We start from the raw sequence: 20,463 nt of genomic DNA, 5'->3' as shown, positions 1-20,463 counted from the left end.
TTTTACTCCTTATGCAAATTCGTTGACGATCAGATGTTCTTCGTGTCGGTGCCCGATCCCGGCGGACAGCGGAGTGGAAGACGGTTCATCGCTGCTCTCCGTCACCAGGCTGCCCGGCCCGATCGCTCGCGCGTGCCGACAGCAGGACAGAGAAGGTTGTGCTGTGGGCATTTGCGGAAACCCACAGGCCGCACTCCAAAAGCAGAAACAGCAGAACGACATAGGGACCATAGACAATCACGCCATCGACGACGGGAACCAGCGGTGACAGTACTGATTGCACCTTGAGTGCCGGAGCCACCGCGATCGTGAAGGCGCAAAACATGCCGAAGGTGAAGTTTCTTGACCACTGGGAAGCGTGATAGGTGAGAATGCCCTTGCGCAGGCCGTGCCTGCGGACCCGCAGGGTCGCGCGCACGATCTCGACGATTTCCACGGCCAAAAACGCTAGCAGTACATAGAGCCATGTCGCGATGCCGACGATTTCCGGCATCAAGCCGGTTTGAACGGCAGCCAGGCCGCTGATCGACATCGCCCCGTGCACGATACAGTTGGTGTTGTCCCAATCCTCGCTGAGCGACCAGCGCGGTTCCCTCCAGTAGCGCTGGACGATCAGTACGAAGCCGACGCCATAGAGCAAGAAACCGAGCACCATCAGCCCCACTGCCGGCGCCCGCAGAAAGTCGGACTCGGGAAAGAGGTCCCAGGCAATCAGAACCAGCGACTGCGTGCTCACCGTCGCGAGCAGGATACGGCCGGTTGCGCGCAGCCGATCGCGGCTGGAGATAATCGCGCGTGCGCCACGAATCACGAACCGGACGTACCATAGCCACAATGCGAATGCGACAATCGCCAGGGCAAGCGCCAGAACCTCCCAGTGGGGCACGCCGAGCACGACCATTCTCGCGGTAACCGCGGTGCCCGCCACCCAGGTGCCTATCGCAAAGCTGTCGATCGGTGAGACGGTGTGGACGGCCGTTCGGCCCTGCCGCCAGGACTCCGCGTAAGAGGCGGCGATAAAGCCCCAGATGACGAGCAGTCCGATCGTGAACGGCTGTGCCGCAGCGGTCGGGATCGCGGGGATCGCCGCGTCGTGCCGGAAGACCACCAGTCCGAAAATACCTATTGCCATGACAATGGCACCTGCGGCAGTCGGCGAGGGGGCACTGCGCAGGAACGCGTGTCGCAGTATCCACGCCCCTGCCGCTACCGCCAATAGTTGAATCTGGAGAAGGCTGAAATTCATCTTTCCGGCCTATTGGTGACGGATCACTACCGCTTCACCGGTCGGGTGCTGCGCGCCGGCAGCGGTGCTTCTGTTGCAGTAATGCAGAAGCAGACCGGTCAGCACGGCGCCGCTCAGGACGTTGCCCAGCGTCACCGGAATTTGATTCCAGAACAGCCATTGCCCGACGCTGATGTCGGCACCGAGAATGATGGCGGTGGGCACGACAAACATGTTCACCACCGAATGCTCGAGCGCTAGGGCGAAGAAGGTTGAGACAGGCAACCATATCGAGACAATTTTGCCGATGGACGCACTCGAGCTGAATCCCAGAATAGTGCCGAGCGCGACCATCCAATTGCAGAGAACGCCTTTGACGAAGGCGGTCAGCCAACCGTTGGCGCCGGCGTGCTCGTAGACCAGCGTTTTCGACTCGGCGACTGCGATAATCCTGGTGCCGAGGGGGCCGGATCCCTGGATAAAACCCTCGGTCAGCGTGAAGGCGAGCAGCACACCGACAAAGATGCAGCCGAGGAAATTGCCCAGGTAAACCCAGCCCCAGTTGCGCAGCATCCCGGCAGTGGTTGTATTACCGCGCACGACGCCTACCGGCAGCACAGCGAAGTTCCCGGTGGCGAGTTCCAACCCAAGAAGCACAATCATGGCGAAGCCCACCGGAAAGACCGCGCCGGCGACGAGGGCAGCAAGGCCCTCCGGCAGACCGCTCGAAACTTTGAAAGCGAGAGCGGTAGCGTAGGCCAACAACACGCCGGAGAGAAAACCCTTGAACAGCATCGCCTGTGTGCCCAGGCCGGCTTTCTTCTCACTCGCGACTTCGACTTCTTCCATGAACCTCGGGGGTGGTAAGTAGTCCAAATCCCTCTCCGGATCGGTTTCATCGGCGGCCCGACCGTACATCGTGCGGGGCGCGCATGCATCGCGTCGCACTCTACTTTTTCGGGCTAGTCACAGATTTTCGCTGGCACCAATTTAGCCCGGCGGGGAACCACTCACCATTCGCCGATAGGAGGAGGGCAACGAGTAATTCGGAGGACAGGAAGTCGGTCGTTAGACCTAGGCGAACAGGCTGGAGTAGTTCGAAGGAACTAGCCCCTTCAGCGGATCAGGCAGTTTGGTCTTTCTCGGTCAAGCCGTGCTCGACGGCATAAACGGCCGCTTGCACCCGGCTCACGAAATTGAGCTTCTTCAGGATATTCTGCACATGTATCTTGACGGTGCTTTCGGCCAGATCGAGGCTGCGGGCAATATCCTTGTTGCTGGCGCCGCGGGCCAGAAACACAAGGATTTCCCGCTCACGCGGCGACAGGCGTTCCTTCTCAGCCGGCGGCATAGCCTGCGCAACCGTGTTTGTGCGAACGCTTTTCATCAGCTTGTTGGTCATCTGGGGAGACATCACCGAGTCGCCGTCGACGGCACTGCGGATCGCACTCAGCAGAAAATCCGTTTCGATGTTCTTGAGCAGGTAGCCGTGCGCGCCGGCGCGTAGTGCGTGCAACAGATCTTCCAGATCCTCTGAAACCGTCAGCATCAGGACGCGTGTCTGGGGCGCCTCGTCAACGACCAGTCTGACCGCATCGCGCCCGGTCATTCCCGGCATGTGAATATCGAGTAGAACCACGTCAGGTTGCAGTATTTTGGCCCGTTTCACGCCCTGCAGCGCATCGCCGGCCTCACCCACGATCTCGAAGCCCGGCTGGCGTTGCAACAGCACTTTAATACCGCTGCGAAAGAGCGTGTGATCGTCAATCAGCAGGACGCGAATTTGCTTTTCCATCGATCAATCCGTATCGCAAGGCAGAACAAGGGTCACCGTGGTGCCCTGCCCGAGCTTTGATTGTATGTCGAAGTGCCCCCCTATGCGATGCGCACGTTCCCGCATGATGCTGAGACCCACGTGCATATCGCTGTCAAGGTCCGCCAAGTCGGGATCGAAGCCCCGGCCATTGTCCTGGACCACAATCGCGCACCGGCCGTTCCGTTCGATCGCCACGCGCACCCGAGTGGCCGCAGCGTGCTTGCGCACGTTGGACAGCGCTTCCTGAACGATATGCAGAATCTGGATGGTGTTCCTGGAGGGCAATTCTCCGTCTTCACTATCTCTGGCCAGCTCGGTGGCGATGCCGGTCTGCTCTTCGAATTTTTCCAGGGCGCCTGCGACGGCGCTATTTACGTCACCATCGACTACACGCATGCGGAAATGCGCCAGCAGTTCACGCACGTCATCGTAGCTTTCCTGAATCCCTTCCCGGATCCGCGCCAGCTCTTCCTCCGCCTCAGCCAGGTCGCCACGCCGGAGGGAATCCTGCAGCATCTGCGATTGAATGTTGAGGAAAGCAAGCGACTGGGCAATGCTGTCGTGGAGTTCCGCGGCGAGCAGGTTACGTTCCTCGGAGACGGCCAGCTCCTTTTCGCGTTCCACCAGTCGCTGGTTCTCGATGGCAACGCCCAGATGCTGGCCAACCGCCTCGAGCAGGCGCGTCTCGTTGGTACTTAGCGTGCGCGAGTTGTAAAAGAACAGGTTGAAGATTCCCATGATCTGATTTTTCGAATGGATCGGGATTGCGACCATTGAAGCGAAGCCCTCGCTGTTACAGCGCGCCGGCTTCAGGCCTGTCACGGACCGATCCGTCAATACGCAGGAAATCGCCCGGCCGTCCAACGCCGCACCTCCGCAGAGGCAATCGCCCACCGGCCAGCAGGCTTCGAACTGGAGAAAGTCCTCGGATAAATTCCTATGCACACCGATCCGCAGTTGCCCGCCGCTGATATCCATGAACCGGACCAGGCCAGCATCGGCGCCCAGCAGGAGCATCGTCTTCTCGAGCACCTCGCGGCAAGCCGGATCCCGCGCGACAGGTTCGTTCAAATAGGCGGCCACTTCGTAGAGCAGTGTCAGCTCACGGTGCTTGTTCTCGATATCGCGCGTCTTTTCCTCGACCCGTTGTCCCAGCGTGCTGTATAGATCCTCCAGGCGATCCGCCATGCGGTTGAAACCCTCGCCCAGTTCCCCAAACTCATCGGCGCGCCGGATCTTCAGGCGCACGCTGAAGTCGGCATCGCCCATGCGCCTTATCCCGTCGCGCATTTCCTGCAGCGGACGGATCACCATCACGAAGAAGAAACCGATAAGAATGGAGGTTCCGATCATAGCCAACACTATCAGGCCGACCTGAAGCATGCGCAGCCAACGGGTGCTGCTGGCGCTGCTGACCTCAACCGCCAGCACCAGCCGGTTGAGATCGACCATGAGTTTCTCGACGGAGGTATTGAAGCTCACCATCTGTCTTGCGCGCTCGTCGCTCTTTGTCATGTCCATGAGGCGCTCGATCTGCGGCTTGATAGTATCGCGCCACTCCTGCCGCATCTGCTTCACAAGGCGATCAATGGCGATTTCCCGCGGCAGAAACAACGGGCGCTGCGGATCACCGCTCTCCAGTACGGCCATCACCCGGTCGAAAGTCGCCACTTCGTCGATAATGCTTCGCCTGACCGCAGCGCGCTCTTCATCGTCAAGCGGATCCTGTGAGAGCAGGTAGGCGATTCGGTAGGTGTGCATGCGCTGGCTACCGGCATCGTTGATTGCAGCCGCGCTGCCCTGCAGTTGCCACGAGAGGAACAGGGTCAGGCCGATAGCGACAAGCGCCACCAGGAAGAACGCGAAGAGAATCGTGATGATTCTGGTACTGAGTCTTTTAAGCAGCATGGCTTGCATCCATCGCAGAGGAATGCGGCGGGCCATCCGGAGGAGCTGGATGAATTCCCGTCTTGAGCCGTCGGGGCATCGGGCCGTTCGGAGCAGGATTTCAACGTGAAGACATTATGCGACATTCTTCGCGAATCGTCCGCCGGTAATTCCGCCAGCGACCATAGTCTGAGCGCGCGGCAGGCTCGGGGCGATCCGGGAAGTGCGCAAACGGCTGAGGACAAAGGAAGGCACCCACGTCCCGCATATCGCGCTGCCAGGTCATTTGCCGCTTGGCCAGTCGGTGCGTGGCGGCGATGGCCTTGTCGCGGCGAGGCGGTATTGCGCATTATGAGCTGGTCGTCCCCGCCAGACTCTCCTGAGCTTCCTTGAGCGGCCGCGGTGTATTTCGATGGGCACCGTTCTTGATCGCTGTGTCAATCAAGCACCGCGCTTCGGCCAGGATATGCTGCGTTATGGCACTCAGTTCAATCTCTCGACAGACCTTGACGATATCCTTACTCCCGCCGTGTGAGCCCGACCGGTTTTGATTTTCGATATCCCCGGCAGGCGAGCGGAACTGATCCGCGACCACCTGGCGGTTACCTGGAGGCTTCCGGCGCAGCCAAGGAGATCATTCGCTATCTGGAGGAGAGGCAAGCCACGCAGCTTCTTCATGGCCGGCTGCGTTATTTTGCTCACGAAGTGACGGAGACGCACGCCGTGGTTCACGTCGCACTGGAGTTCAGCCTGGAAGCGGGCCGTCAGGTACTGCTCCCTGCGAAACGCTATGAGGTGCGACAGGAGGCCGCCGACCGCACGGTACACAGTACGGTGCAGGCCTTCGGAACGGCCCTGGAAGCGATCTACGGAGAGTTGCTGGCCGATCTGCGCACCGTTACGCGCTGATCAGCCACCCACCCCTTGCATCAGCGCCCCTATCGCCGCCGCCAGATCGGGCGAACGCGCCGGATTGCGAAAGCTCTCCAGCAGCAGCGCCCGCATCCCCGGTACGAAAAGCAGGTCGCGCATCACCATCGGAAAGAGTTCTCCGCCCGCCGTACTGCCCGCCAGGGCCTCCAGGTAGCGCAGACGCAGCACTTCGTCCTCCAGAGCCTCCCACGCGCGACCGGCAATGGCCACCAGCAGATCGGCTTCGGCGCCCCAGCGGCTCTCCAGTGCCGCCGTGATCATCCTGTGGCGCACATCGCCCCGACAGGTATTGCCGATAGCGCGCACCAGTGCGCTGATCTCGGCGATAGAGGCCTTCTCGCAGGCAAGCGTGCCCAGCAACCGCGCGCACAACTGCACGCCGATAGTACTCGGCAGTGGCTCGTTCTCCAGAAGTTGGCACAACCGGCTCAGGGGCTCCAAAGGCAAGTGTGGTATCGCTGCGGCTACGCATTCGGAATGGCCGGGATCACCGAGCCGTGCCGCCATATCGGCGAGCCCCTGCAGCCCGACAAAGGCCCACTGGTCGTATCCCAGAGTTCCGGCCAGATAGGCCCTGGCGTGGTCACAATAGCGCGATGGAGGTTGTTTCAGCTCAGCCAGGGCCTTGGCATGGAAAGCCGCCAGACGCTCCTCCCGGGGTTTGAAAGCGTAGGGACTCTCCTGCTGGAGCTCTTGGATATTGCGGGGGGTGCCCTGCGGGTTGCCCAAGGCGCGCAGCACACTTTCCAGGAATTCATCGCGCGCCGCCGCTTGCAGTCCGCCCAGTTCGTCCAACGGAAAACGCAGGAACCAGACGAAGTGCTGCTCCGGTTTGGCTCGATCCCAAAACAGGATGCCCAACCACGCCTGTTGCTGCAGCGGCAGAGGATAGGGTATCTCGCCCCGCTCAATCCTGCGAAACCGGCTCTGTGAAATCCTGACGACGCGCCGCCCGAGATCGAAGACGGCGTAGCGGGCGTTGGCCTGCTCCAGTAGTCCGCCGAGGGTCGGGAATGGGTTCATGCGCTGCGTCTGCCCGGAAAAAGGCGGCTGATTATAGCCGCATCGCCGAATCGATGTGCCACAATGGTCCGCCATCCACAAAACACAAGAGACGGAAAGGATTCCGATGATTGGTATGCAGCGCAGTTTCTACTGGCACGACTACGAAACCTTCGGTATCGACCCCCAGCGCGATCGACCCGCGCAGTTCGCGGGTCTGCGCACCGACGAGGCGCTGCGACCCATCGGTGATCCGCTGGTGGTCTACTGCCGGCCGGCCGACGACTACCTGCCTCAACCCGAGGCCTGCCTGATCACGGGCATCACACCGCAGCTGGCGCGTGAACGCGGCCTGCCCGAGGCTGAGTTCATAGCCCGCATCCACGACGAACTGGCCAAACCGGGTACCTGCGCCCTGGGCTACAACACCTTGCGTTTCGACGATGAGGTGACGCGCAACACCCTCTATCGCAATCTCTACGACCCGTACGCCCGCGAATGGCAGAACGGCAATTCGCGCTGGGATCTGATCGATGTTACCCGCCTCACCCGTGCCCTGCGCCCCGCCGGCATCGAGTGGCCCGATCACGCGGATGGCACGCCCAGCTTTCGCCTGGAGGATCTGACCGCCGCCAACGGCATCGAGCACGGTGCCGCCCATGACGCGCTGGCTGATGTGCAGGCCACCATCGCGCTGGCCCGCCTGATCCGCAAACGCCAGGGCAAACTCTTCGATTACGTGTATACCCATCGCGACAAGCGTCATCTAAGCGCGGAACTCGATCCGGCCAGGGCGAAGCCAGTGGTTCACGTCTCAGCCCGTTATCCGGCCACCCGAGGCTGTCTCGCCGTGGTGATCCCGCTGGCCTGGCATCCGGTCAACCGTAACGCGGTGATCGTCTATGATCTCAGCGCCGATCCCGAGGCGCTGTTGACCCTGGACGCGGGCGCAATTCGCGAACGGCTCTTCACCACCGCTGAGCAGCGCCCTGAAGGAAGCGAACGAATCCCGCTGAAGCTCGTGCACATCAACAAGGCGCCGGTGATCGTCCCCTATGCGACGCTGCGTGCCGAGGATGCCGAGCGGCTTGGCATCGACCGTGTTCAATGCGAGGCCAACCACGCGCTCATTGCCTCCGGCCCTCCGCTCACCGCCAAGCTGCACGCGGTTTTCGAGACGCCTGATTGGGAGCCGCACAATGATCCTGATCTGATGATCTACAGCGGCGGTTTCTTCAACGATGCGGACCGTGCACGTATGGATCAGATCCGTGTCGCGGCACCCGAGCAGCTGGCGCGAATGGCGCCGTCGTTCGATGACCCGCGCCTGCCGGAGATGTTGTTTCGTTATCGAGCACGCAACTACCCGAACTCGCTGTCGGCTACCGAACGCACGCGCTGGCAGGCATGGCGTCGCGAGAGACTACTGGGCAGCGCAGAACAAGCTGAATCCCCGCTCACGGCCTATCGTGGGCAGCTCGCGGTACTGCGTTCCCGGGAAGCCGGGAACGCGGCACACCTTGCGATAATTGACGCCCTGGAGACCTATTGCGACGAACTCGCCGCCACCCTACCGACGACGACGCCGCCGCTCATGCCTTCCAAAATGTGACCGATTAGGCCCAGGCACGTCGGGACGGGAGGTATAGTTCTCAGGTCAATATGGCCCAAGGGGGGATCATGGTGGACATGGAAGCACCCGTCGAGGAGATCCAGCTTACGGCGTCCGTTGTGCCCACTGAGGATTCGGCACCAGAAGCACGCGCCGTGCAGATACGCTTCGATCTGGTACAAAGAAATCCCGGTCGCGGGATTTACCGTCAATTCGCAATCTGCGATGACGAGTGCCTGCATATTCTGGAGCAGGTAGGGCGGCAAAAACGCCGCTACCGAGTCAACCTCGCTTTTCTTGACGCCGAACCGCAGAAGCAGTTCATCATCGCCAGATTGTGGATCTATCTGGCCACAGCCGCACTGTGTGTGACCTTGGTGCTGACGCTCCTGTCACCCACCACGGTTGGCAGCGAACTACCGATACCTCTGGCCCCCACAGCAATCGTCGCAGGCGCGTTCAGCATCGTTTTTCTCCTGGCGTTCATCTACAAATCGCGTCTGCGATTGTGCTACCGCACGCGCCACGGCGAACTGGAACTGGCGGAACTCCTCTGGGGACGTCCGTCACGCCGTCGCTACCATGACTTCGTGGCCCGCCTTTCGGGCGCGATTCGGGATGCGCAGCGTGGATATACGGGTAGCTTGGCCAATGCGCTGGCGGAAGAACTTCGCGAACATCGTCGACTGCAAGAGATCGGTGTTATATCGAGTGCGGCCTACGAAGCGGCCAAACAGCGCATTCTCTCTTCGCATGGCCAAACAGAGCAGAGATCTCGCGCCTCCCCCGGGTGAGGTCTATCCGGAGATGGACGCAAGCTCCCACGGCGCGGGCTTCACGGAACACCCCATTCACGCCAGCCACTGGACCAATTGGACCAGTCCGAAGATGACGCCGAAACAGATGACGCATACAACAAGAATTTTCAGGAATATCGTCATGGTGCTTGCGGCCAAATTCTACGCCCACCTGCCGTTGTTCAGACAAACAATCCTTCAAAAAGGGCAATCCTGACCACGAGGCCGAACCCAAGCGCAACGGTGGCGAAGCCGATCATGGCCTGAAAGCCGTTGTGCAATCCTCTGAAGCTGTGAGCAGAATAGCGCAGCGGCAGCGCAATAAGCGCAGAAAGGGCCGCCATACCGGCGATAGAGCCAATACCGAACAGCGCGATATAGGCGAGACCTTCCGCGACCGAATGAACCTGTTGCAGGGTGAGCAGTATCAATGCCGCCGAGCCCGCCATGCCGTGCATCAGACCCACCGCCAGGGCGCGCAGCGGAAATCCACCGGGGGAAGCGATCGCCTGACGCAGAGGATCGAGTACCCTGCCCCGATTGATGCGGTCGCGATTGAGGCGTCGCAGCACATCGGCGCCGAGCGCGATCAACATAAAGCCGACTGCAAATTCCAAACCGAGCGCGAGACGCTCGGGCATGACAACATCCAACAGCAGCACCGCCGAGCCAACCAGAAACAGTGTCATGGTATGGCCCACGCCCCATGCCGCCCCCTGCAGCATCGTGTGACGTGTCGATCCGCTGCGGGTCGCCAGGCTGGCCACCGCCGCCACATGATCGGTCTCCACCGCGTGACGCATCCCCACGACGAACCCGAGGAGCAGCAAACTACTCATAGCATCGCACCCATTACGCGCGTTTTGATTCGGCTCGAATCATGGTGCCCCCCGGATACCAAGTAAGAGTTATGATTTATTCTTAATAGTTATGAACATTACGGCCATCGCCCCCGGACCGTCAACCCCGCGCTTCACTCGGGTTAGGGGGTGAAGGAGCGGTGATCTACAATGGCGGGCCTGCAGCCTGCCAACCCGACGAGGAGCCTTTACGTGGAGCGCATTACCATATCCCTGGATACCGAGCTGGCTCAGCAGTTCGATGCCTATATCAGCCAACGGGGCTACAAGAACCGCTCTGAGGCGGTGCGTGATCTGATCCGTGATGCGCTGGGCGCCGAACGCCTGGCGGAAGAAAAATCAGCGCAGTGCATTGGCACCCTCACCTACGTCTACAACCACCATGAGCGGGAACTGGCCGCACGACTGACCCAGGCGCAGCATCACCATCACGATCTGGCACTTTCGACGTTGCATGTACACCTTGATCACGACAATTGCATGGAGACGGTGGTGCTGCGTGGTGCAACAGAAGAGGTGCGGCAGTTCGCCGATTCGGTCAAGTCACGGGCGGGCGTCAGGCACGGGCATCTCTATCTGGTACCCGCCGAAGTGGAGAAAATCACCCATACCCACGGGCACGGGCATCAACACGAACACATCCATAGCCGGCCCAAACTCTAAGGCGAGATTCCGAGGGGCGGCGTATCTTGCCTGATCCGCCGCGCCTGGCGCTGGAGCCACGAGCGACCGGCACAGCTCGCAGGGGATTCTGAGATAGGTTCTAGTTACTCATCGCGAATCGGGAATGAGTTAATTGAGGTTTGATGCGCCATACAGCGACGAGCGTCCGACCCCGTGCAGGGGGTTCGATACACGTGGAGACCAGGTATTGGTGTAATGCTTTGTTAAACACATCACTCGCTTGAACTTTCTTCGGGATCATCGTCTTTTACGGCATTTTCGATCCATCGCTCATAGCACTCGAGACCGCAAAAATGGGCAATATAATCGTCCGCCTCTGACACACGCGCCTCGCTGGCCGGGACCTCCCTTAGACAAATTTCACACTGTATGGGCTGGGTATCCTTCGATTTCTCTGCTGCCGCCATGGTCTTGACCTCTGGTAGCGGGCATGGTCGCCCCCACAGCTTCAAGTATAGCCACCCGATGGCAGTCAGCTCGTTGGGCGTTTGTCGTTCTCCATCAACCCAGATGCTTTCCCAGGAAAGCCAGCGTGCGTTGCCACGCCAGCGCGGCATCCGCCTCGTCGTAGCGTGCCCCGGTGGGATTGGCGAAGGCGTGATCCGCTTCGTACCAGTGCACGGTCAGATCGCGTCGGCCGGCTGCGGCCATGGACTTTTCGAAACCGGCGACCATCGCGGCATCGATGTTCTTGTCGAGTGTACCGAAGTGCCCCAGTACCGGTCCCTTGAGAGCCTTCACTTCGTCGGCGCTCTTGGTGACCCTGCCGTAGTAAACAACAGTGGCATCAACCGGGGTGGCGATTGAGGCGTTCAGCGACCAGCCACCGCCAAAGCACCAGCCCACAGTGCCGACCCTGCCGTTACTCTTTTCATGCCCGCGCAACCATGCGACGGCAGCCACCACATTTTGTGTGGCCACCGTGGCGTCAAGCCCCTGGGTTTGCGCCTGCGCCTGTTCCCGCGTTGTCGCCACCGAACCGTTGAAGAGATCGATGGCTTAGGCCAAAAAACCCGCGCTGGCGAATTCCGCCGCCATCGCTTTGATGTGATCGTTCAGCCCCCACCATTCGTGAATCAGAAGCACGGCGGGCGCCGGGGTCTTGGCGGGTATGGCCAGGGCACCGTTTACTGTGCCGCCGGGACGGGTGATGGTCGCCATGGGCAAGCGGTCGGCCGCGGCCTGCACCAGGCGGGGATCGGCAAGAACGGCTGCCAGCGGCAGCGAGGCAAGCCCTTTGAGAAACAACCGGCGCTTGTCATCCGGAACGAAGATCGGCGTCCGGGGTTCTCCTGCACCACAACTGATTTCGTCGCACATACTTCTGATCTCCTCTATTGACCGAGAGGCGTCAACCCTTATTCCAACTCCTCCCCCGACAGTAGAAGGGATTCGGTAGGCGGCGTATTTCGCAACACGAAGCGCTGAATCACTGACGGGCGGTGCGATAGACCACCAGATGGTCAGTGCCCGATTCCGGCACCCACACCTCACCCGTGCGACCGAGAATCTGCCGTACCGCGGCACCACGGCGTGGCGATGGAAACGAATCGAAGGTTTCCATGACAGGATCGAAGCGCACCATGGCGTTCGCACCGAAATCGCTGACCCATACCTTGTCGCGCTCGTCGACATAAATCGCGTAGGCGCGCGGATCGGCGCCGGGCAGCCGCCAGGCACGCCACTGGCCGTTGGCCGGGTCGTACAGCGAGAGCTGACCCGAGTTCCATTCGCTGACCCAGATGCGGCCCTGCGAATCGGACCAGACACGGCGCGCGCCCTGTCGGAGTGTGGGCGGTTCGATCACCGTGGCGATGCCGGTCGCGGTATCGATACGCGCAATGTGGCTGCCCGCCAACGACGCGTAGTAGATATCGCCGCGCGGCGTGGCGGCGATGCCGTAGGGACCGCGACCGTGCGGTGCCGGAAAGACCTTGAGCGCGCCGCTCCTGGGATCGAGCCGCCCATAGATGCCGGATTGCCCGGTAAACCAGAGCACGCCATTCCCATCGAAAGCGGCGGTATTGAGATTCGTATAGCCGGAGTCCTCCGGCAGCGGGAAGCGCGTAACCGCCAAGGTCTGCGGATCGACCCGCACGATGGCGTTCAACCCGCCATCGGTAAGCCACGGTGCGCCATCGGGACCGACGATCACCCCATGGGGGGCGGATCCGCGGCCGAGCTCAATGTGGCGCGTCTCCCCGGTTGTGGGATCGAGCCGCCCCAGCGCCCCTTGCCGCTGCGCGGCATACCAGACCACGCCGCCCCGCGGATCGGGAGCGACATCGTGGGGACGCGCTCCCTGCGGAACCGGGAAGTGCTCGATGGTCACCTCGGTACCATAGGTGGGCAGACTTACTAAGCCTACCAGTGCCACTACGATCGCGCGCCATTGCATGGCAACCTCCTTACAGTCCCGCGGGCTCCGCAGACCTATTGTCGATAGCAATAAGACTAGCCCACTCCTCGGGTCCGACCATGGCGACCACTGAAAATCCGCCCCGACCATCCCCGCGCACAATGGCCGCCCCCGCCTCACTTGGCCGGGTTCCGGCTGCCAGCAAAAAGACGTTGCCGTGAGCAACGATCACGGTATTGGTGCCAGCGGGCGGAGTCGCGGTCAATCGGGCACGAGCGGTGCGCGCCAACGCCGCGCGCCCGCCGATGTAATCGGCCACACGTGCGTTGATAACGTCGCGCGTCGTTTCCACCTCCCCCAACCCGAGCAGATGTGCGGTTTCCCTGGTGCGGCAGTATTCGCTGGCCAGGACCTGGCCAATCGGAATCTTCAGCTGGCGGATGGCCGCACCGAGCTGTTGGGCCATGGCGCGTCCCTCCGCGGAGAGTTGCCGCATGCGCAATGGGTCGCAGCTGGTGCAGTCGTCAAGGTTGCGCACGCGATCCTGCTGCGACCATTCGGTAGGCGCATGCCGGAAATAGATGACATGGCCACCGCGGCGCAGGGCTTCCAGCAGGTGCCCGTTAACGGTTTCAGCACTCGCTGCCCCTGTCAGAAGGAGCGCTCCGACAATCGCCAGGGCTGCCCCGGAATTGAGGTTGTCTATCACAGAACGATGCCGTAAACAGACTGTCATGCCACTCCCCGATCGCCGCGCCGACGATAATGTGGTGAGACAACGGCGTAGCGTAATGATTCGCCCCGCTAACCTTTGCCGTCACGGGACGACTCGCCCCACGCGGAGCGCCTATCCCCGTCTGGCACAGCCAATCATCGTGCGGCTGACCGGCGGATCGATTATGGTTACGCCCTCGGCATGAAAGGCACCTGTTGCAGAACGACAACGGAATCGAAGTGATGCGAACACGGCACGGCGAAGTGGTATTGCTGACGATGCTGGTTGCCCTGGGCGTTTTTTCGGTCACGCTCTACGTACCTTCGATGCCGGCAATTACCGCCGACTTCGCAGTCCCGGCGGTCGAAGTCCAGAGCACACTGGGTCTTTTTCTGCTGGGTTTTGCCATTGCACAACTTCTGGTTGGACCGCTCAGCGACCGTTTCGGCCGTCGACCGGTGCTGCTCGTCGGCCTGGTTGTCTATCTGCTGATCAGTGGCCTGTGCGCCATCGCACCCAGCATAGAGGCCCTGCAAGGAGGTCGTTTCCTCCAGGGAGCGGCCGCGTGTGTCGGACCGGTGGTGGCACGTGCCGTGGTGCGTGACCGTTATCACGGCCTGGAGGCGGTGCGCATCTTTGCCTTCATTGGTACCGCCTTGGCCCTGGCGCCGGCGCTCGCACCCATCGTCGGCGGCTTCATCGAGGAACTGGCGGGCTGGCGCGCCAACTTCGGCGCACTGGCACTGTTCGGGGCGCTGCTGTTCGGATTGAGCATGATCCGCTTTGAAGAGTCCCACCTACCAACCGCCACCCATGCGCTGAACCCGCTGCGCCTGGGCGCTGCCTATCTCCACATCATTCGCAACCGCTACTTCCTCGGCAATGTCCTGGCAGGCAGCCTCATCTTCGGGGGGCTCTTCTCATACAACACCCTGGCACCTTATCTGTTCATCGACAAGCTGGGCGCTTCGCCGCACCAGTATGGCTATCTGATGCTTTTCACGGTGGCGTCGTACGCCACCGGCAGCTACCTCTCGGGCCGGTTGCGCAGAAAAGTCTCGGGGCATAGGCTGATCATCCTTGGAACCACCAGCGCCATGGTGGGGGGACTGATGCTGCTGCTCCTGTCGGGTGAACTGACCTATGGGCGGGTCATCGTACCGATGATGGCTTTTCAGTTTGGCATGGGGCTGGTGCTGCCCCCTTCCATCGCTCGTGCCATGCAGCCCTTCCCGCAGAATGCCGGCAGCGCGTCGGCACTGATGGGGTTTCTGCAAATGTTGAGCGGCGCACTCGCCACCTTTGTGGCGCAGTCGATTTTCGATGGGTCCGCCGGCGGTCTGGGATGGATTGCCTTTCTACTCGGCGGCGGGGCCATGCTGTGCTATCTGCTGCTAACGACAGGCGCAGCGGGCTCCGGTAGCGACACCGCCTGACCAGGTCTCAGATAAAACGCACACAATAGACGGGCGGCAGGTGAACAGCGATCGTTTCCCAGTGATCGCCCCCGTCTTCACTGGCCCAGAGTCCGCCGGTCGTACTGCCAAAGGCGAGCTTCTCGCCGCTGGCATCCACGTCCAGGGCATGGCGATAGATCAGATCGTAGGCATGTTCCTGCGGTAGCCCGGAACGCAACACCTCGAAAGACTCACCGCCATCCCGCGTACGCGCAACGACCAGCTTGCCGTCCACGGGCAGGCGCTGCTCGTCCTTGATCGCGGGCACGAACCAGGCGGTATCGGGATCCTGTGGGTGAACCGCAGTCGTAAAACCAAAAACCGAAGGCTGAACGGTGGTGATCTCCCGCCACTGTCGACCACCATCGAGCGAGCGAAAGACACCGTTGTGATGCTGGCACCACAGCACATCGGGCGCGCAGGGGCAGTTCACGATGTAGTGGACATCCTGGGCCGCTGGCTCGCCGGCCTGCTCGGGCGGCATGTAGGCCGCCCGCATCCCGGCGGTGCGCGCTTCCCAATGCACCCCACCATCGCGCGTCGCCCAAACCCCGCCCACGGATACGCCGATCAGGATATGGTTGGAATCGCGGGGATCGATGATCAGCGAGTGGATGGCGGGCCAGTCCGCGCCACCGCCGGCCCAATGTTTGCGCGCCGGATGATCCCACAGCGAACGCACCATCTCCCAACTTGCGCCACCGTCGGCCGAGCGAAACAGTCCGCCTGGCATCGTGCCGCACCAAAGCTCGCCCGTGGGTGCTGCGGCAAGCGACCAGATGCGCTTCAGCGACCAGGGAATGGATTGGCCGCTGAACAAATCGATATCTTCCACATCGTCGGGCTTGGGCGGGTACTCGGGCGCCGCTATCTCACGCCAGCTCTGGCCATCGTCATCCGAGCGGTGCAGCTTGACACCAAAATGGCCATGATCCAGCGCGACGTACAGCGAACGGCTTTCCGGCAGCTTCAGAACCATGGTGACAGGGTCCCCGAGAAACGGTGTTCGGGAAATACGCCAGCGCGGCTTCGCAGCACGTGCGTATTCCAGAATGAAGAGGCCTTTGCGTGTGGCGACCAGCAGTCTTGGTTCCATGGTTAGCCTCCTGACAAAGCCTGAAACACGAAAATCGTCTGCCCATCCTTGACTGACTCAGAGAGCCTTGTGCGGTCAAGGGTTGGGTGATCTTCAACGAAGACGTTGACGTGGCGTTGCAGCGCATTCTGATCATCGAGGACGTAGCGCCGCACCTGGGGGTGTGCTGCGAAATAGTGGTCCAGAACTTCGCGTACTGTGCTACCGGGCAACTCCAGTTCCGGGCAGTGCAGGTGACGTGCAAGGTTGGCGGTGAAAACGACATGTACCATAGATCAAACTATAGTCAGCATTTCGGAAAGAGCAGGTGCGCTCCTGTTTGCCACGTTGCGCTATAAAGCACATCAACAATACGTAAATCGACAATGCTCCGACCGTTACTTTTTCGGTAGTAGCGAAGCGTTTCAACGCCGAGCCGGAGCATTTCAGCCGCCAGACACGGATTCATGACTTGATCAGAGCTTTCTTAAACACACAATTACCAGCCGCTCGATTCCCCGCGGCCGACGCAGCGAAAGCAACCAACTATTACCTCGGTGTATACCTAATGGGCAATGCTCTGGCCAGCATCGACAATTGTAAAATTCATCCACTGTCTTTGGACTCCGGATCTCCCCGCACCATGACGTTCTATATCTTTCTCCCAGCGATTGCGGTTGTAATTGCAACTGCGTGGCTCTACATGAGATCTCAGCACAGAGCCCAGAAAAAGGCCCCGCCAACGATAAACCGCATAAGCAAAGATGGCACCGAGGTCCGGTGCTTTACCTGCGGTATCTGGGTGCCGAAAGAGGGCGCGCTGGAGAAGAAGGGACGCTACTTTTGTGGCGTAAAGAAAAGCGACCGCGATCGCGTCGGCCCGAACAAGGAAGCCGCTTAAGCAGCCGAGACTCGCCAGCCGGCAAGAGGCACACTGGCGACGGTTCGCACCGAGCGCAGAACCCTCTAAAAGTCCGTGAAGCGTTTGGTTTCCAAGAAGACCTCGAGAAAGGGATTGATCTCCAACTCGTTCACCGGCTCTTCACCCAATAATCGCTTCACCATATCGATGTACTCCTCCCACTTTTTCAGGCCGGGAATCAGCCCCATGGGTTTCCCGTCGCGGAATACCACCAGGGTGGGCAGCACCTTGATTGCGAAGCTGTCACGAAACAGTTTTTCCTCCGCCCGATCGGCGAGCGCCACCCGAACACGCCCGGCGTAGTCGCGCAGAATTTCTCGTAAGATGACAGTCAGATCGCCCACTTCCAGGCGCTTTTCGACATCGCCCGTGATGAAGAGGATGCGCACACCCTCACCCGCCAGGAGGTTCTCCCGCTCGGGGCCGGTAACGACAGCCGCCTGGCATTCGGCGCTGAAACGATCTATCAGGAGCTGGGAACTCACATAGCCGAGTATGCCGGTACCCCTCGCTGCACCGCAATCCTTTATGTGCTCCCACAGGGATGGCACAGAGACCCGTTGCTTCACTTGTGGACTCGATTCTCAAGGAAAAGATGCTAGGGAACAAAGAGTGCGGATAAACTGTGCGATCAGGGAAATAAGTAAAGGAAAAGTGCAAAAAGGAGGGTTCATACCGCGAACACAAGCTCTTCACATACAACGGATATTCTCTTCAGATTGTGAAACTACGCAATAAAATTGCGTTTTAACAGCTAATCTTGCAAAACGGTACTTTTGTCGATTGGTATGCTCAACCAAGTTACAAACTGAGACCGTCGCTGTTCGAACTCCCCTAGTGTCTTACGACTTTCTGGAGGCAGTCATGAATAAAAAACTCACAACATTGATTTCAGCCGTTTTCCTCACTTTAGCGGTAGTAATAATGCCCACCAAGGCACCTGCCAAGGCTACGTACAAGGTCACTTTTGGTCACGTTGAACCGGTTAACTCTGGAATCCACGCAACCGCCTTAAAAATTAAGGAGTTGGTGGAACAAAGAACTAATGGTGATGTATCAATTATGATACATCCCACTTCAGAGTTGGGGCCTGGACCTGATCAAGGGCAAATGACCCAAACTGGAGCTATCCAGATGGCTATCTTGCCAGAATCGCATATAGCTGGAATATTTCCCGAAGCACAGATTTTCTCTATTCCATTTCTTTTTCCTGGATCTCTTGAAAAAGCTGCCGAGGTAATGAATGGCGATGGGGGCCGAAAGCTTTTTTCCTATCTAGACAAAAAGGATCTAATTGGACTTGCCATTTATCCACAGGCCTATAAACAGTTTACTTCTAATAAAGCAATCCATACACCGGACGATTTTAAAGGGCAAAAAATTCGTACCATGGCCTCGCCGTTAGTCGTAGAGAGTTACAAACTACTAGGTGCCTCTCCGACGCCAATTAGCTATCACGAAGTCTATACGGCACTACAGATGGGCACGGTTGACGGCGAGGAAAACCCTTTCTGGGCCATCGGAGAGATGAAATTCTATGAGGTTCAAAAATACATAGTCGAGAGCAATCACGCACCGTTCGTTAGTCTTTTCATTGCCAATAAGCAGTGGTACGAAAAACTCCCTGAAAAATACCGCAACATCATCCGTGAAGTTGCTCAGGAGGTGGTGCCGTCACAGGTAAAGCTTGAACTGGAACATGATAATAAATGGAAAGAGAAATTCGCAAAAGAGAAGCGAGTTAATTTAACCAAACTAACTCCGGAGAGTAGAGAGGCGTTTAGGCATAAGTTGTCACCCTTAAGTGACGTCTATGTGAAACTTGTCGGTCCTCACGGTGCTGAGATTCTCAACGCGTATAGTAATGATTCACCCAAGTAATTGTATCGTGTGCTCGGGGTATAACCACTTTTGCGTATGCCACCCTCCGAGCGCTTTGACAAGGATAAATGCCCATGACATTTCGCGCTAACTAGAGTAATAAACAATGGCAATGATAATTACTGATGAATGCATCAACTGTGATGTATGCGAACCGGAATGTCCCAATGATGCTATCTCCCAGGGCGATAGTATTTATGTGATCAATCCGGACCTTTGCACCGAGTGCGTTGGTCATTTTGATGAACCACAGTGCGTCGCGGTCTGTCCCGTGGATTGCATACCAGTCGACCCAGAACGTGTGGAGTCTAAGGAAGACCTGCAAGCTAAGTTCGAAAGGTTACAGGCTGTCTGAACGGTACTTTGCGGGATTGTTTTGTCCCCCGCGGAAATGAATATTGGTTGCATGTGCTATTTTGAATCAAGGGGTGTACGGGTTACGCGGTCACAGAAATGCCGACTCATTGGTGGTGGATCATGTCCAGAAAATAATGGACTGCTACGGGTTTCCTCTTCTGGCCAAACCGCCCGCCTGACAGCGTTCTGATACTACAAATTGTTCGGCGTTTACCGGACAAGCGATTGATGTCGCCGCTCTGTGTTGCAATATGAAAAGTACCTGCCCAGCAACTCAGAGCGGCGGCGATGCTCTCGCAGTAGGCTCTCCACTCGTAAACTTCCTATTTGGACTTCCGCCTAGAGGCGGCGCGCACCCTTAGTGTCAGGATAGAAGTCGCGTCCACTTTGTTGGGTAGTCAAATATCAGGGGATGGCAAGCGACATCCCCTCTCAAGGTAATCCCCGCGTTTTTAGCAGTGCTCAGAAGTGGAGCCTGGGCCGCTAGGGACAACTTCTGTTTGGGGGTGATGTTGACCGTATCCCTAGAAGTGAGCCACGTTTGATGTGGAAAGTTGAGCATATCAGGCTACTTGCTGGGCGAACACGGCCGGTGGTTTTCTACCGATCGATCGGTGTGGTCTGACGCGGTTGTAATGGTCGCGCCAGGTATCGATGGTTTCGCGTGTATCCTCTACCAGTGCAGATCCAGACAGTAATCTCGGAATTTACCATTGAAGCTCTTCACGAAAGCGTTCTGTGTCGGCTTGCCGGGCAGAAATGGCCCCCGCTGATTGGACAGTCAATAGACGACGATAAGTGCTTCCTCCATGATGAGCGCTACGCTCTGGAGAGAAACAATGAGACGGAAGAGACGAACCCATTCGCTCGAGTTTAAGGCC

Annotated in this window: 22 protein-coding genes and 1 pseudogene; 8 read left to right on the top strand and 15 right to left on the bottom strand. The window is 59.2% G+C overall.

Annotation, left to right across the window (positions count from 1 at the left end):
* Positions 1 to 85: 85 nt before the first annotated feature.
* The 4 genes from DWQ09_00115 to DWQ09_00100 all read right to left on the bottom strand — a co-directional run bounded on the left by DWQ09_00115 (position 86) and on the right by DWQ09_00100 (position 4,985).
* Positions 86 to 1,246 (bottom strand): hypothetical protein, encoded by a 1,161-nt coding sequence (locus DWQ09_00115; GenBank protein ID KAA3630472.1) that lies wholly within the window; start codon positions 1,244 to 1,246, stop codon positions 86 to 88.
* A 9-nt stretch (positions 1,247 to 1,255) separates the two neighbouring features.
* Positions 1,256 to 2,143 (bottom strand): formate/nitrite transporter family protein, encoded by an 888-nt coding sequence (locus DWQ09_00110; GenBank protein ID KAA3630471.1) that lies wholly within the window; start codon positions 2,141 to 2,143, stop codon positions 1,256 to 1,258.
* 205 nt (positions 2,144 to 2,348) lie between these two features.
* Complete coding sequence (locus DWQ09_00105) at positions 2,349 to 3,020, bottom strand: DNA-binding response regulator (protein ID KAA3630470.1); 672 nt, start codon at positions 3,018 to 3,020, stop codon at positions 2,349 to 2,351.
* 3 nt (positions 3,021 to 3,023) lie between these two features.
* Complete coding sequence (locus tag DWQ09_00100; protein KAA3630469.1) at positions 3,024 to 4,985, bottom strand: HAMP domain-containing protein; 1,962 nt, start codon at positions 4,983 to 4,985, stop codon at positions 3,024 to 3,026.
* 474 nt (positions 4,986 to 5,459) lie between these two features.
* Between DWQ09_00100 and DWQ09_00095 the strand changes: the two genes are divergently transcribed.
* Positions 5,460 to 5,837: a hypothetical protein gene (locus DWQ09_00095; GenBank protein ID KAA3630468.1), complete on the top strand. Its 378-nt coding sequence runs from the start codon at positions 5,460 to 5,462 to the stop codon at positions 5,835 to 5,837.
* Here the strand turns inward: DWQ09_00095 and DWQ09_00090 are convergent, their stop codons facing one another.
* A complete protein-coding gene (locus DWQ09_00090) occupies positions 5,838 to 6,959 on the bottom strand; it encodes a DUF3549 family protein (GenBank protein ID KAA3630467.1) in 1,122 nt (373 codons plus the stop codon).
* Positions 6,960 to 6,999: 40 nt separating this feature from the next.
* Between DWQ09_00090 and DWQ09_00085 the strand changes: the two genes are divergently transcribed.
* Both DWQ09_00085 and DWQ09_00080 read left to right on the top strand, forming a co-directional pair.
* Positions 7,000 to 8,475, top strand: a complete 1,476-nt coding sequence (locus DWQ09_00085; GenBank protein ID KAA3630543.1) for an exodeoxyribonuclease I — start codon at positions 7,000 to 7,002, stop codon at positions 8,473 to 8,475.
* 50 nt (positions 8,476 to 8,525) lie between these two features.
* Complete coding sequence (locus tag DWQ09_00080; GenBank protein KAA3630466.1) at positions 8,526 to 9,269, top strand: hypothetical protein; 744 nt, start codon at positions 8,526 to 8,528, stop codon at positions 9,267 to 9,269.
* Between the two features lie 185 nt (positions 9,270 to 9,454).
* Here DWQ09_00080 and DWQ09_00075 read toward each other — a convergent pair whose 3' ends face one another.
* Positions 9,455 to 10,111 (bottom strand): urease accessory protein, encoded by a 657-nt coding sequence (locus DWQ09_00075; GenBank protein KAA3630465.1) that lies wholly within the window; start codon positions 10,109 to 10,111, stop codon positions 9,455 to 9,457.
* Positions 10,112 to 10,324: 213 nt separating this feature from the next.
* On the opposite strand from DWQ09_00075, the gene DWQ09_00070 reads away from it, so the two are divergent.
* The gene (locus DWQ09_00070) at positions 10,325 to 10,795 is read left to right on the top strand and encodes a nickel-responsive transcriptional regulator NikR (GenBank protein ID KAA3630464.1); all 471 of its coding nucleotides are present in this window, start codon (positions 10,325 to 10,327) and stop codon (positions 10,793 to 10,795) included.
* A gap of 233 nt (positions 10,796 to 11,028) precedes the next feature.
* Here the strand turns inward: DWQ09_00070 and DWQ09_00065 are convergent, their stop codons facing one another.
* The 4 genes and pseudogenes from DWQ09_00065 to DWQ09_00050 form a co-directional block, all read right to left on the bottom strand.
* Positions 11,029 to 11,223 carry a DUF3330 domain-containing protein gene (locus tag DWQ09_00065; protein KAA3630463.1) on the bottom strand — a complete coding sequence of 65 codons (195 nt, stop codon included), beginning with the start codon at positions 11,221 to 11,223 and terminating at the stop codon, positions 11,029 to 11,031.
* 94 nt (positions 11,224 to 11,317) lie between these two features.
* Positions 11,318 to 12,136 (bottom strand): annotated as a pseudogene (locus DWQ09_00060) (dienelactone hydrolase family protein).
* A 109-nt stretch (positions 12,137 to 12,245) separates the two neighbouring features.
* Positions 12,246 to 13,214: a lyase gene (locus DWQ09_00055; GenBank protein KAA3630462.1), complete on the bottom strand. Its 969-nt coding sequence runs from the start codon at positions 13,212 to 13,214 to the stop codon at positions 12,246 to 12,248.
* Between the two features lie 10 nt (positions 13,215 to 13,224).
* Positions 13,225 to 13,911, bottom strand: coding sequence for a hypothetical protein (locus DWQ09_00050; GenBank protein KAA3630461.1), 687 nt, complete (start codon positions 13,909 to 13,911; stop codon positions 13,225 to 13,227).
* A gap of 194 nt (positions 13,912 to 14,105) precedes the next feature.
* Here DWQ09_00050 and DWQ09_00045 point away from each other — a divergent pair, with 194 nt between their 5' ends.
* The gene (locus DWQ09_00045; protein KAA3630460.1) at positions 14,106 to 15,326 is read left to right on the top strand and encodes an MFS transporter; all 1,221 of its coding nucleotides are present in this window, start codon (positions 14,106 to 14,108) and stop codon (positions 15,324 to 15,326) included.
* Between the two features lie 7 nt (positions 15,327 to 15,333).
* Here DWQ09_00045 and DWQ09_00040 read toward each other — a convergent pair whose 3' ends face one another.
* The gene (locus tag DWQ09_00040) at positions 15,334 to 16,443 is read right to left on the bottom strand and encodes an exo-alpha-sialidase (protein KAA3630459.1); all 1,110 of its coding nucleotides are present in this window, start codon (positions 16,441 to 16,443) and stop codon (positions 15,334 to 15,336) included.
* Between the two features lie 2 nt (positions 16,444 to 16,445).
* Positions 16,446 to 16,715: a MoaD/ThiS family protein gene (locus DWQ09_00035; GenBank protein KAA3630458.1), complete on the bottom strand. Its 270-nt coding sequence runs from the start codon at positions 16,713 to 16,715 to the stop codon at positions 16,446 to 16,448.
* Between the two features lie 350 nt (positions 16,716 to 17,065).
* Here DWQ09_00035 and DWQ09_00030 point away from each other — a divergent pair, with 350 nt between their 5' ends.
* Complete coding sequence (locus DWQ09_00030; GenBank protein KAA3630457.1) at positions 17,066 to 17,323, top strand: hypothetical protein; 258 nt, start codon at positions 17,066 to 17,068, stop codon at positions 17,321 to 17,323.
* A 65-nt stretch (positions 17,324 to 17,388) separates the two neighbouring features.
* Here the strand turns inward: DWQ09_00030 and DWQ09_00025 are convergent, their stop codons facing one another.
* The gene (locus tag DWQ09_00025; protein KAA3630456.1) at positions 17,389 to 17,913 is read right to left on the bottom strand and encodes a hypothetical protein; all 525 of its coding nucleotides are present in this window, start codon (positions 17,911 to 17,913) and stop codon (positions 17,389 to 17,391) included.
* 295 nt (positions 17,914 to 18,208) lie between these two features.
* Between DWQ09_00025 and DWQ09_00020 the strand changes: the two genes are divergently transcribed.
* Together DWQ09_00020 and DWQ09_00015 are read left to right on the top strand one after the other, a co-directional pair.
* The gene (locus tag DWQ09_00020) at positions 18,209 to 19,225 is read left to right on the top strand and encodes a hypothetical protein (protein ID KAA3630455.1); all 1,017 of its coding nucleotides are present in this window, start codon (positions 18,209 to 18,211) and stop codon (positions 19,223 to 19,225) included.
* Positions 19,226 to 19,331: 106 nt separating this feature from the next.
* Positions 19,332 to 19,580, top strand: a complete 249-nt coding sequence (locus tag DWQ09_00015; protein ID KAA3630454.1) for a ferredoxin — start codon at positions 19,332 to 19,334, stop codon at positions 19,578 to 19,580.
* Between the two features lie 565 nt (positions 19,581 to 20,145).
* Here DWQ09_00015 and DWQ09_00010 read toward each other — a convergent pair.
* Positions 20,146 to 20,289 carry a hypothetical protein gene (locus DWQ09_00010; protein KAA3630542.1) on the bottom strand — a complete coding sequence of 48 codons (144 nt, stop codon included), beginning with the start codon at positions 20,287 to 20,289 and terminating at the stop codon, positions 20,146 to 20,148.
* The gene (locus tag DWQ09_00005; GenBank protein ID KAA3630541.1) at positions 20,256 to 20,363 is read right to left on the bottom strand and encodes a hypothetical protein; all 108 of its coding nucleotides are present in this window, start codon (positions 20,361 to 20,363) and stop codon (positions 20,256 to 20,258) included. Before DWQ09_00005 ends, DWQ09_00010 begins: the two co-directional genes overlap by 34 nt.
* Positions 20,364 to 20,463: the final 100 nt, after the last annotated feature.

This window comes from Pseudomonadota bacterium (assembly GCA_008501635.1).
GTDB lineage: Bacteria > Pseudomonadota > Gammaproteobacteria > QQUJ01 > QQUJ01 > QQUJ01.
The sequence above is the reverse complement of the archived record's forward strand: the minus strand, read 5'-3'. Positions and strand labels throughout refer to the sequence as shown.

What these genes read in the sequence shown, in the direction of transcription:
- DWQ09_00115 (KAA3630472.1), bottom strand. Translation starts at nt 1,246, where the DNA reads ATGAATTTCAGCCTTCTCCAGATTCAACTATTGGCGGTAGCGGCAGGG.
- DWQ09_00110 (KAA3630471.1), bottom strand. Translation starts at nt 2,143, where the DNA reads ATGTACGGTCGGGCCGCCGATGAAACCGATCCGGAGAGGGATTTGGAC.
- DWQ09_00105 (KAA3630470.1), bottom strand. Translation starts at nt 3,020, where the DNA reads ATGGAAAAGCAAATTCGCGTCCTGCTGATTGACGATCACACGCTCTTT.
- DWQ09_00100 (KAA3630469.1), bottom strand. Translation starts at nt 4,985, where the DNA reads ATGGCCCGCCGCATTCCTCTGCGATGGATGCAAGCCATGCTGCTTAAA.
- DWQ09_00090 (KAA3630467.1), bottom strand. Translation starts at nt 6,959, where the DNA reads ATGGCGGACCATTGTGGCACATCGATTCGGCGATGCGGCTATAATCAG.
- DWQ09_00085 (KAA3630543.1), top strand. Translation starts at nt 7,000, where the DNA reads ATGCAGCGCAGTTTCTACTGGCACGACTACGAAACCTTCGGTATCGAC.
- DWQ09_00080 (KAA3630466.1), top strand. Translation starts at nt 8,526, where the DNA reads ATGGCCCAAGGGGGGATCATGGTGGACATGGAAGCACCCGTCGAGGAG.
- DWQ09_00075 (KAA3630465.1), bottom strand. Translation starts at nt 10,111, where the DNA reads ATGAGTAGTTTGCTGCTCCTCGGGTTCGTCGTGGGGATGCGTCACGCG.
- DWQ09_00065 (KAA3630463.1), bottom strand. Translation starts at nt 11,223, where the DNA reads ATGGCGGCAGCAGAGAAATCGAAGGATACCCAGCCCATACAGTGTGAA.
- DWQ09_00055 (KAA3630462.1), bottom strand. Translation starts at nt 13,214, where the DNA reads ATGCAATGGCGCGCGATCGTAGTGGCACTGGTAGGCTTAGTAAGTCTG.
- DWQ09_00050 (KAA3630461.1), bottom strand. Translation starts at nt 13,911, where the DNA reads ATGACAGTCTGTTTACGGCATCGTTCTGTGATAGACAACCTCAATTCC.
- DWQ09_00040 (KAA3630459.1), bottom strand. Translation starts at nt 16,443, where the DNA reads ATGGAACCAAGACTGCTGGTCGCCACACGCAAAGGCCTCTTCATTCTG.
- DWQ09_00035 (KAA3630458.1), bottom strand. Translation starts at nt 16,715, where the DNA reads ATGGTACATGTCGTTTTCACCGCCAACCTTGCACGTCACCTGCACTGC.
- DWQ09_00030 (KAA3630457.1), top strand. Translation starts at nt 17,066, where the DNA reads ATGACGTTCTATATCTTTCTCCCAGCGATTGCGGTTGTAATTGCAACT.
- DWQ09_00020 (KAA3630455.1), top strand. Translation starts at nt 18,209, where the DNA reads ATGAATAAAAAACTCACAACATTGATTTCAGCCGTTTTCCTCACTTTA.
- DWQ09_00015 (KAA3630454.1), top strand. Translation starts at nt 19,332, where the DNA reads ATGGCAATGATAATTACTGATGAATGCATCAACTGTGATGTATGCGAA.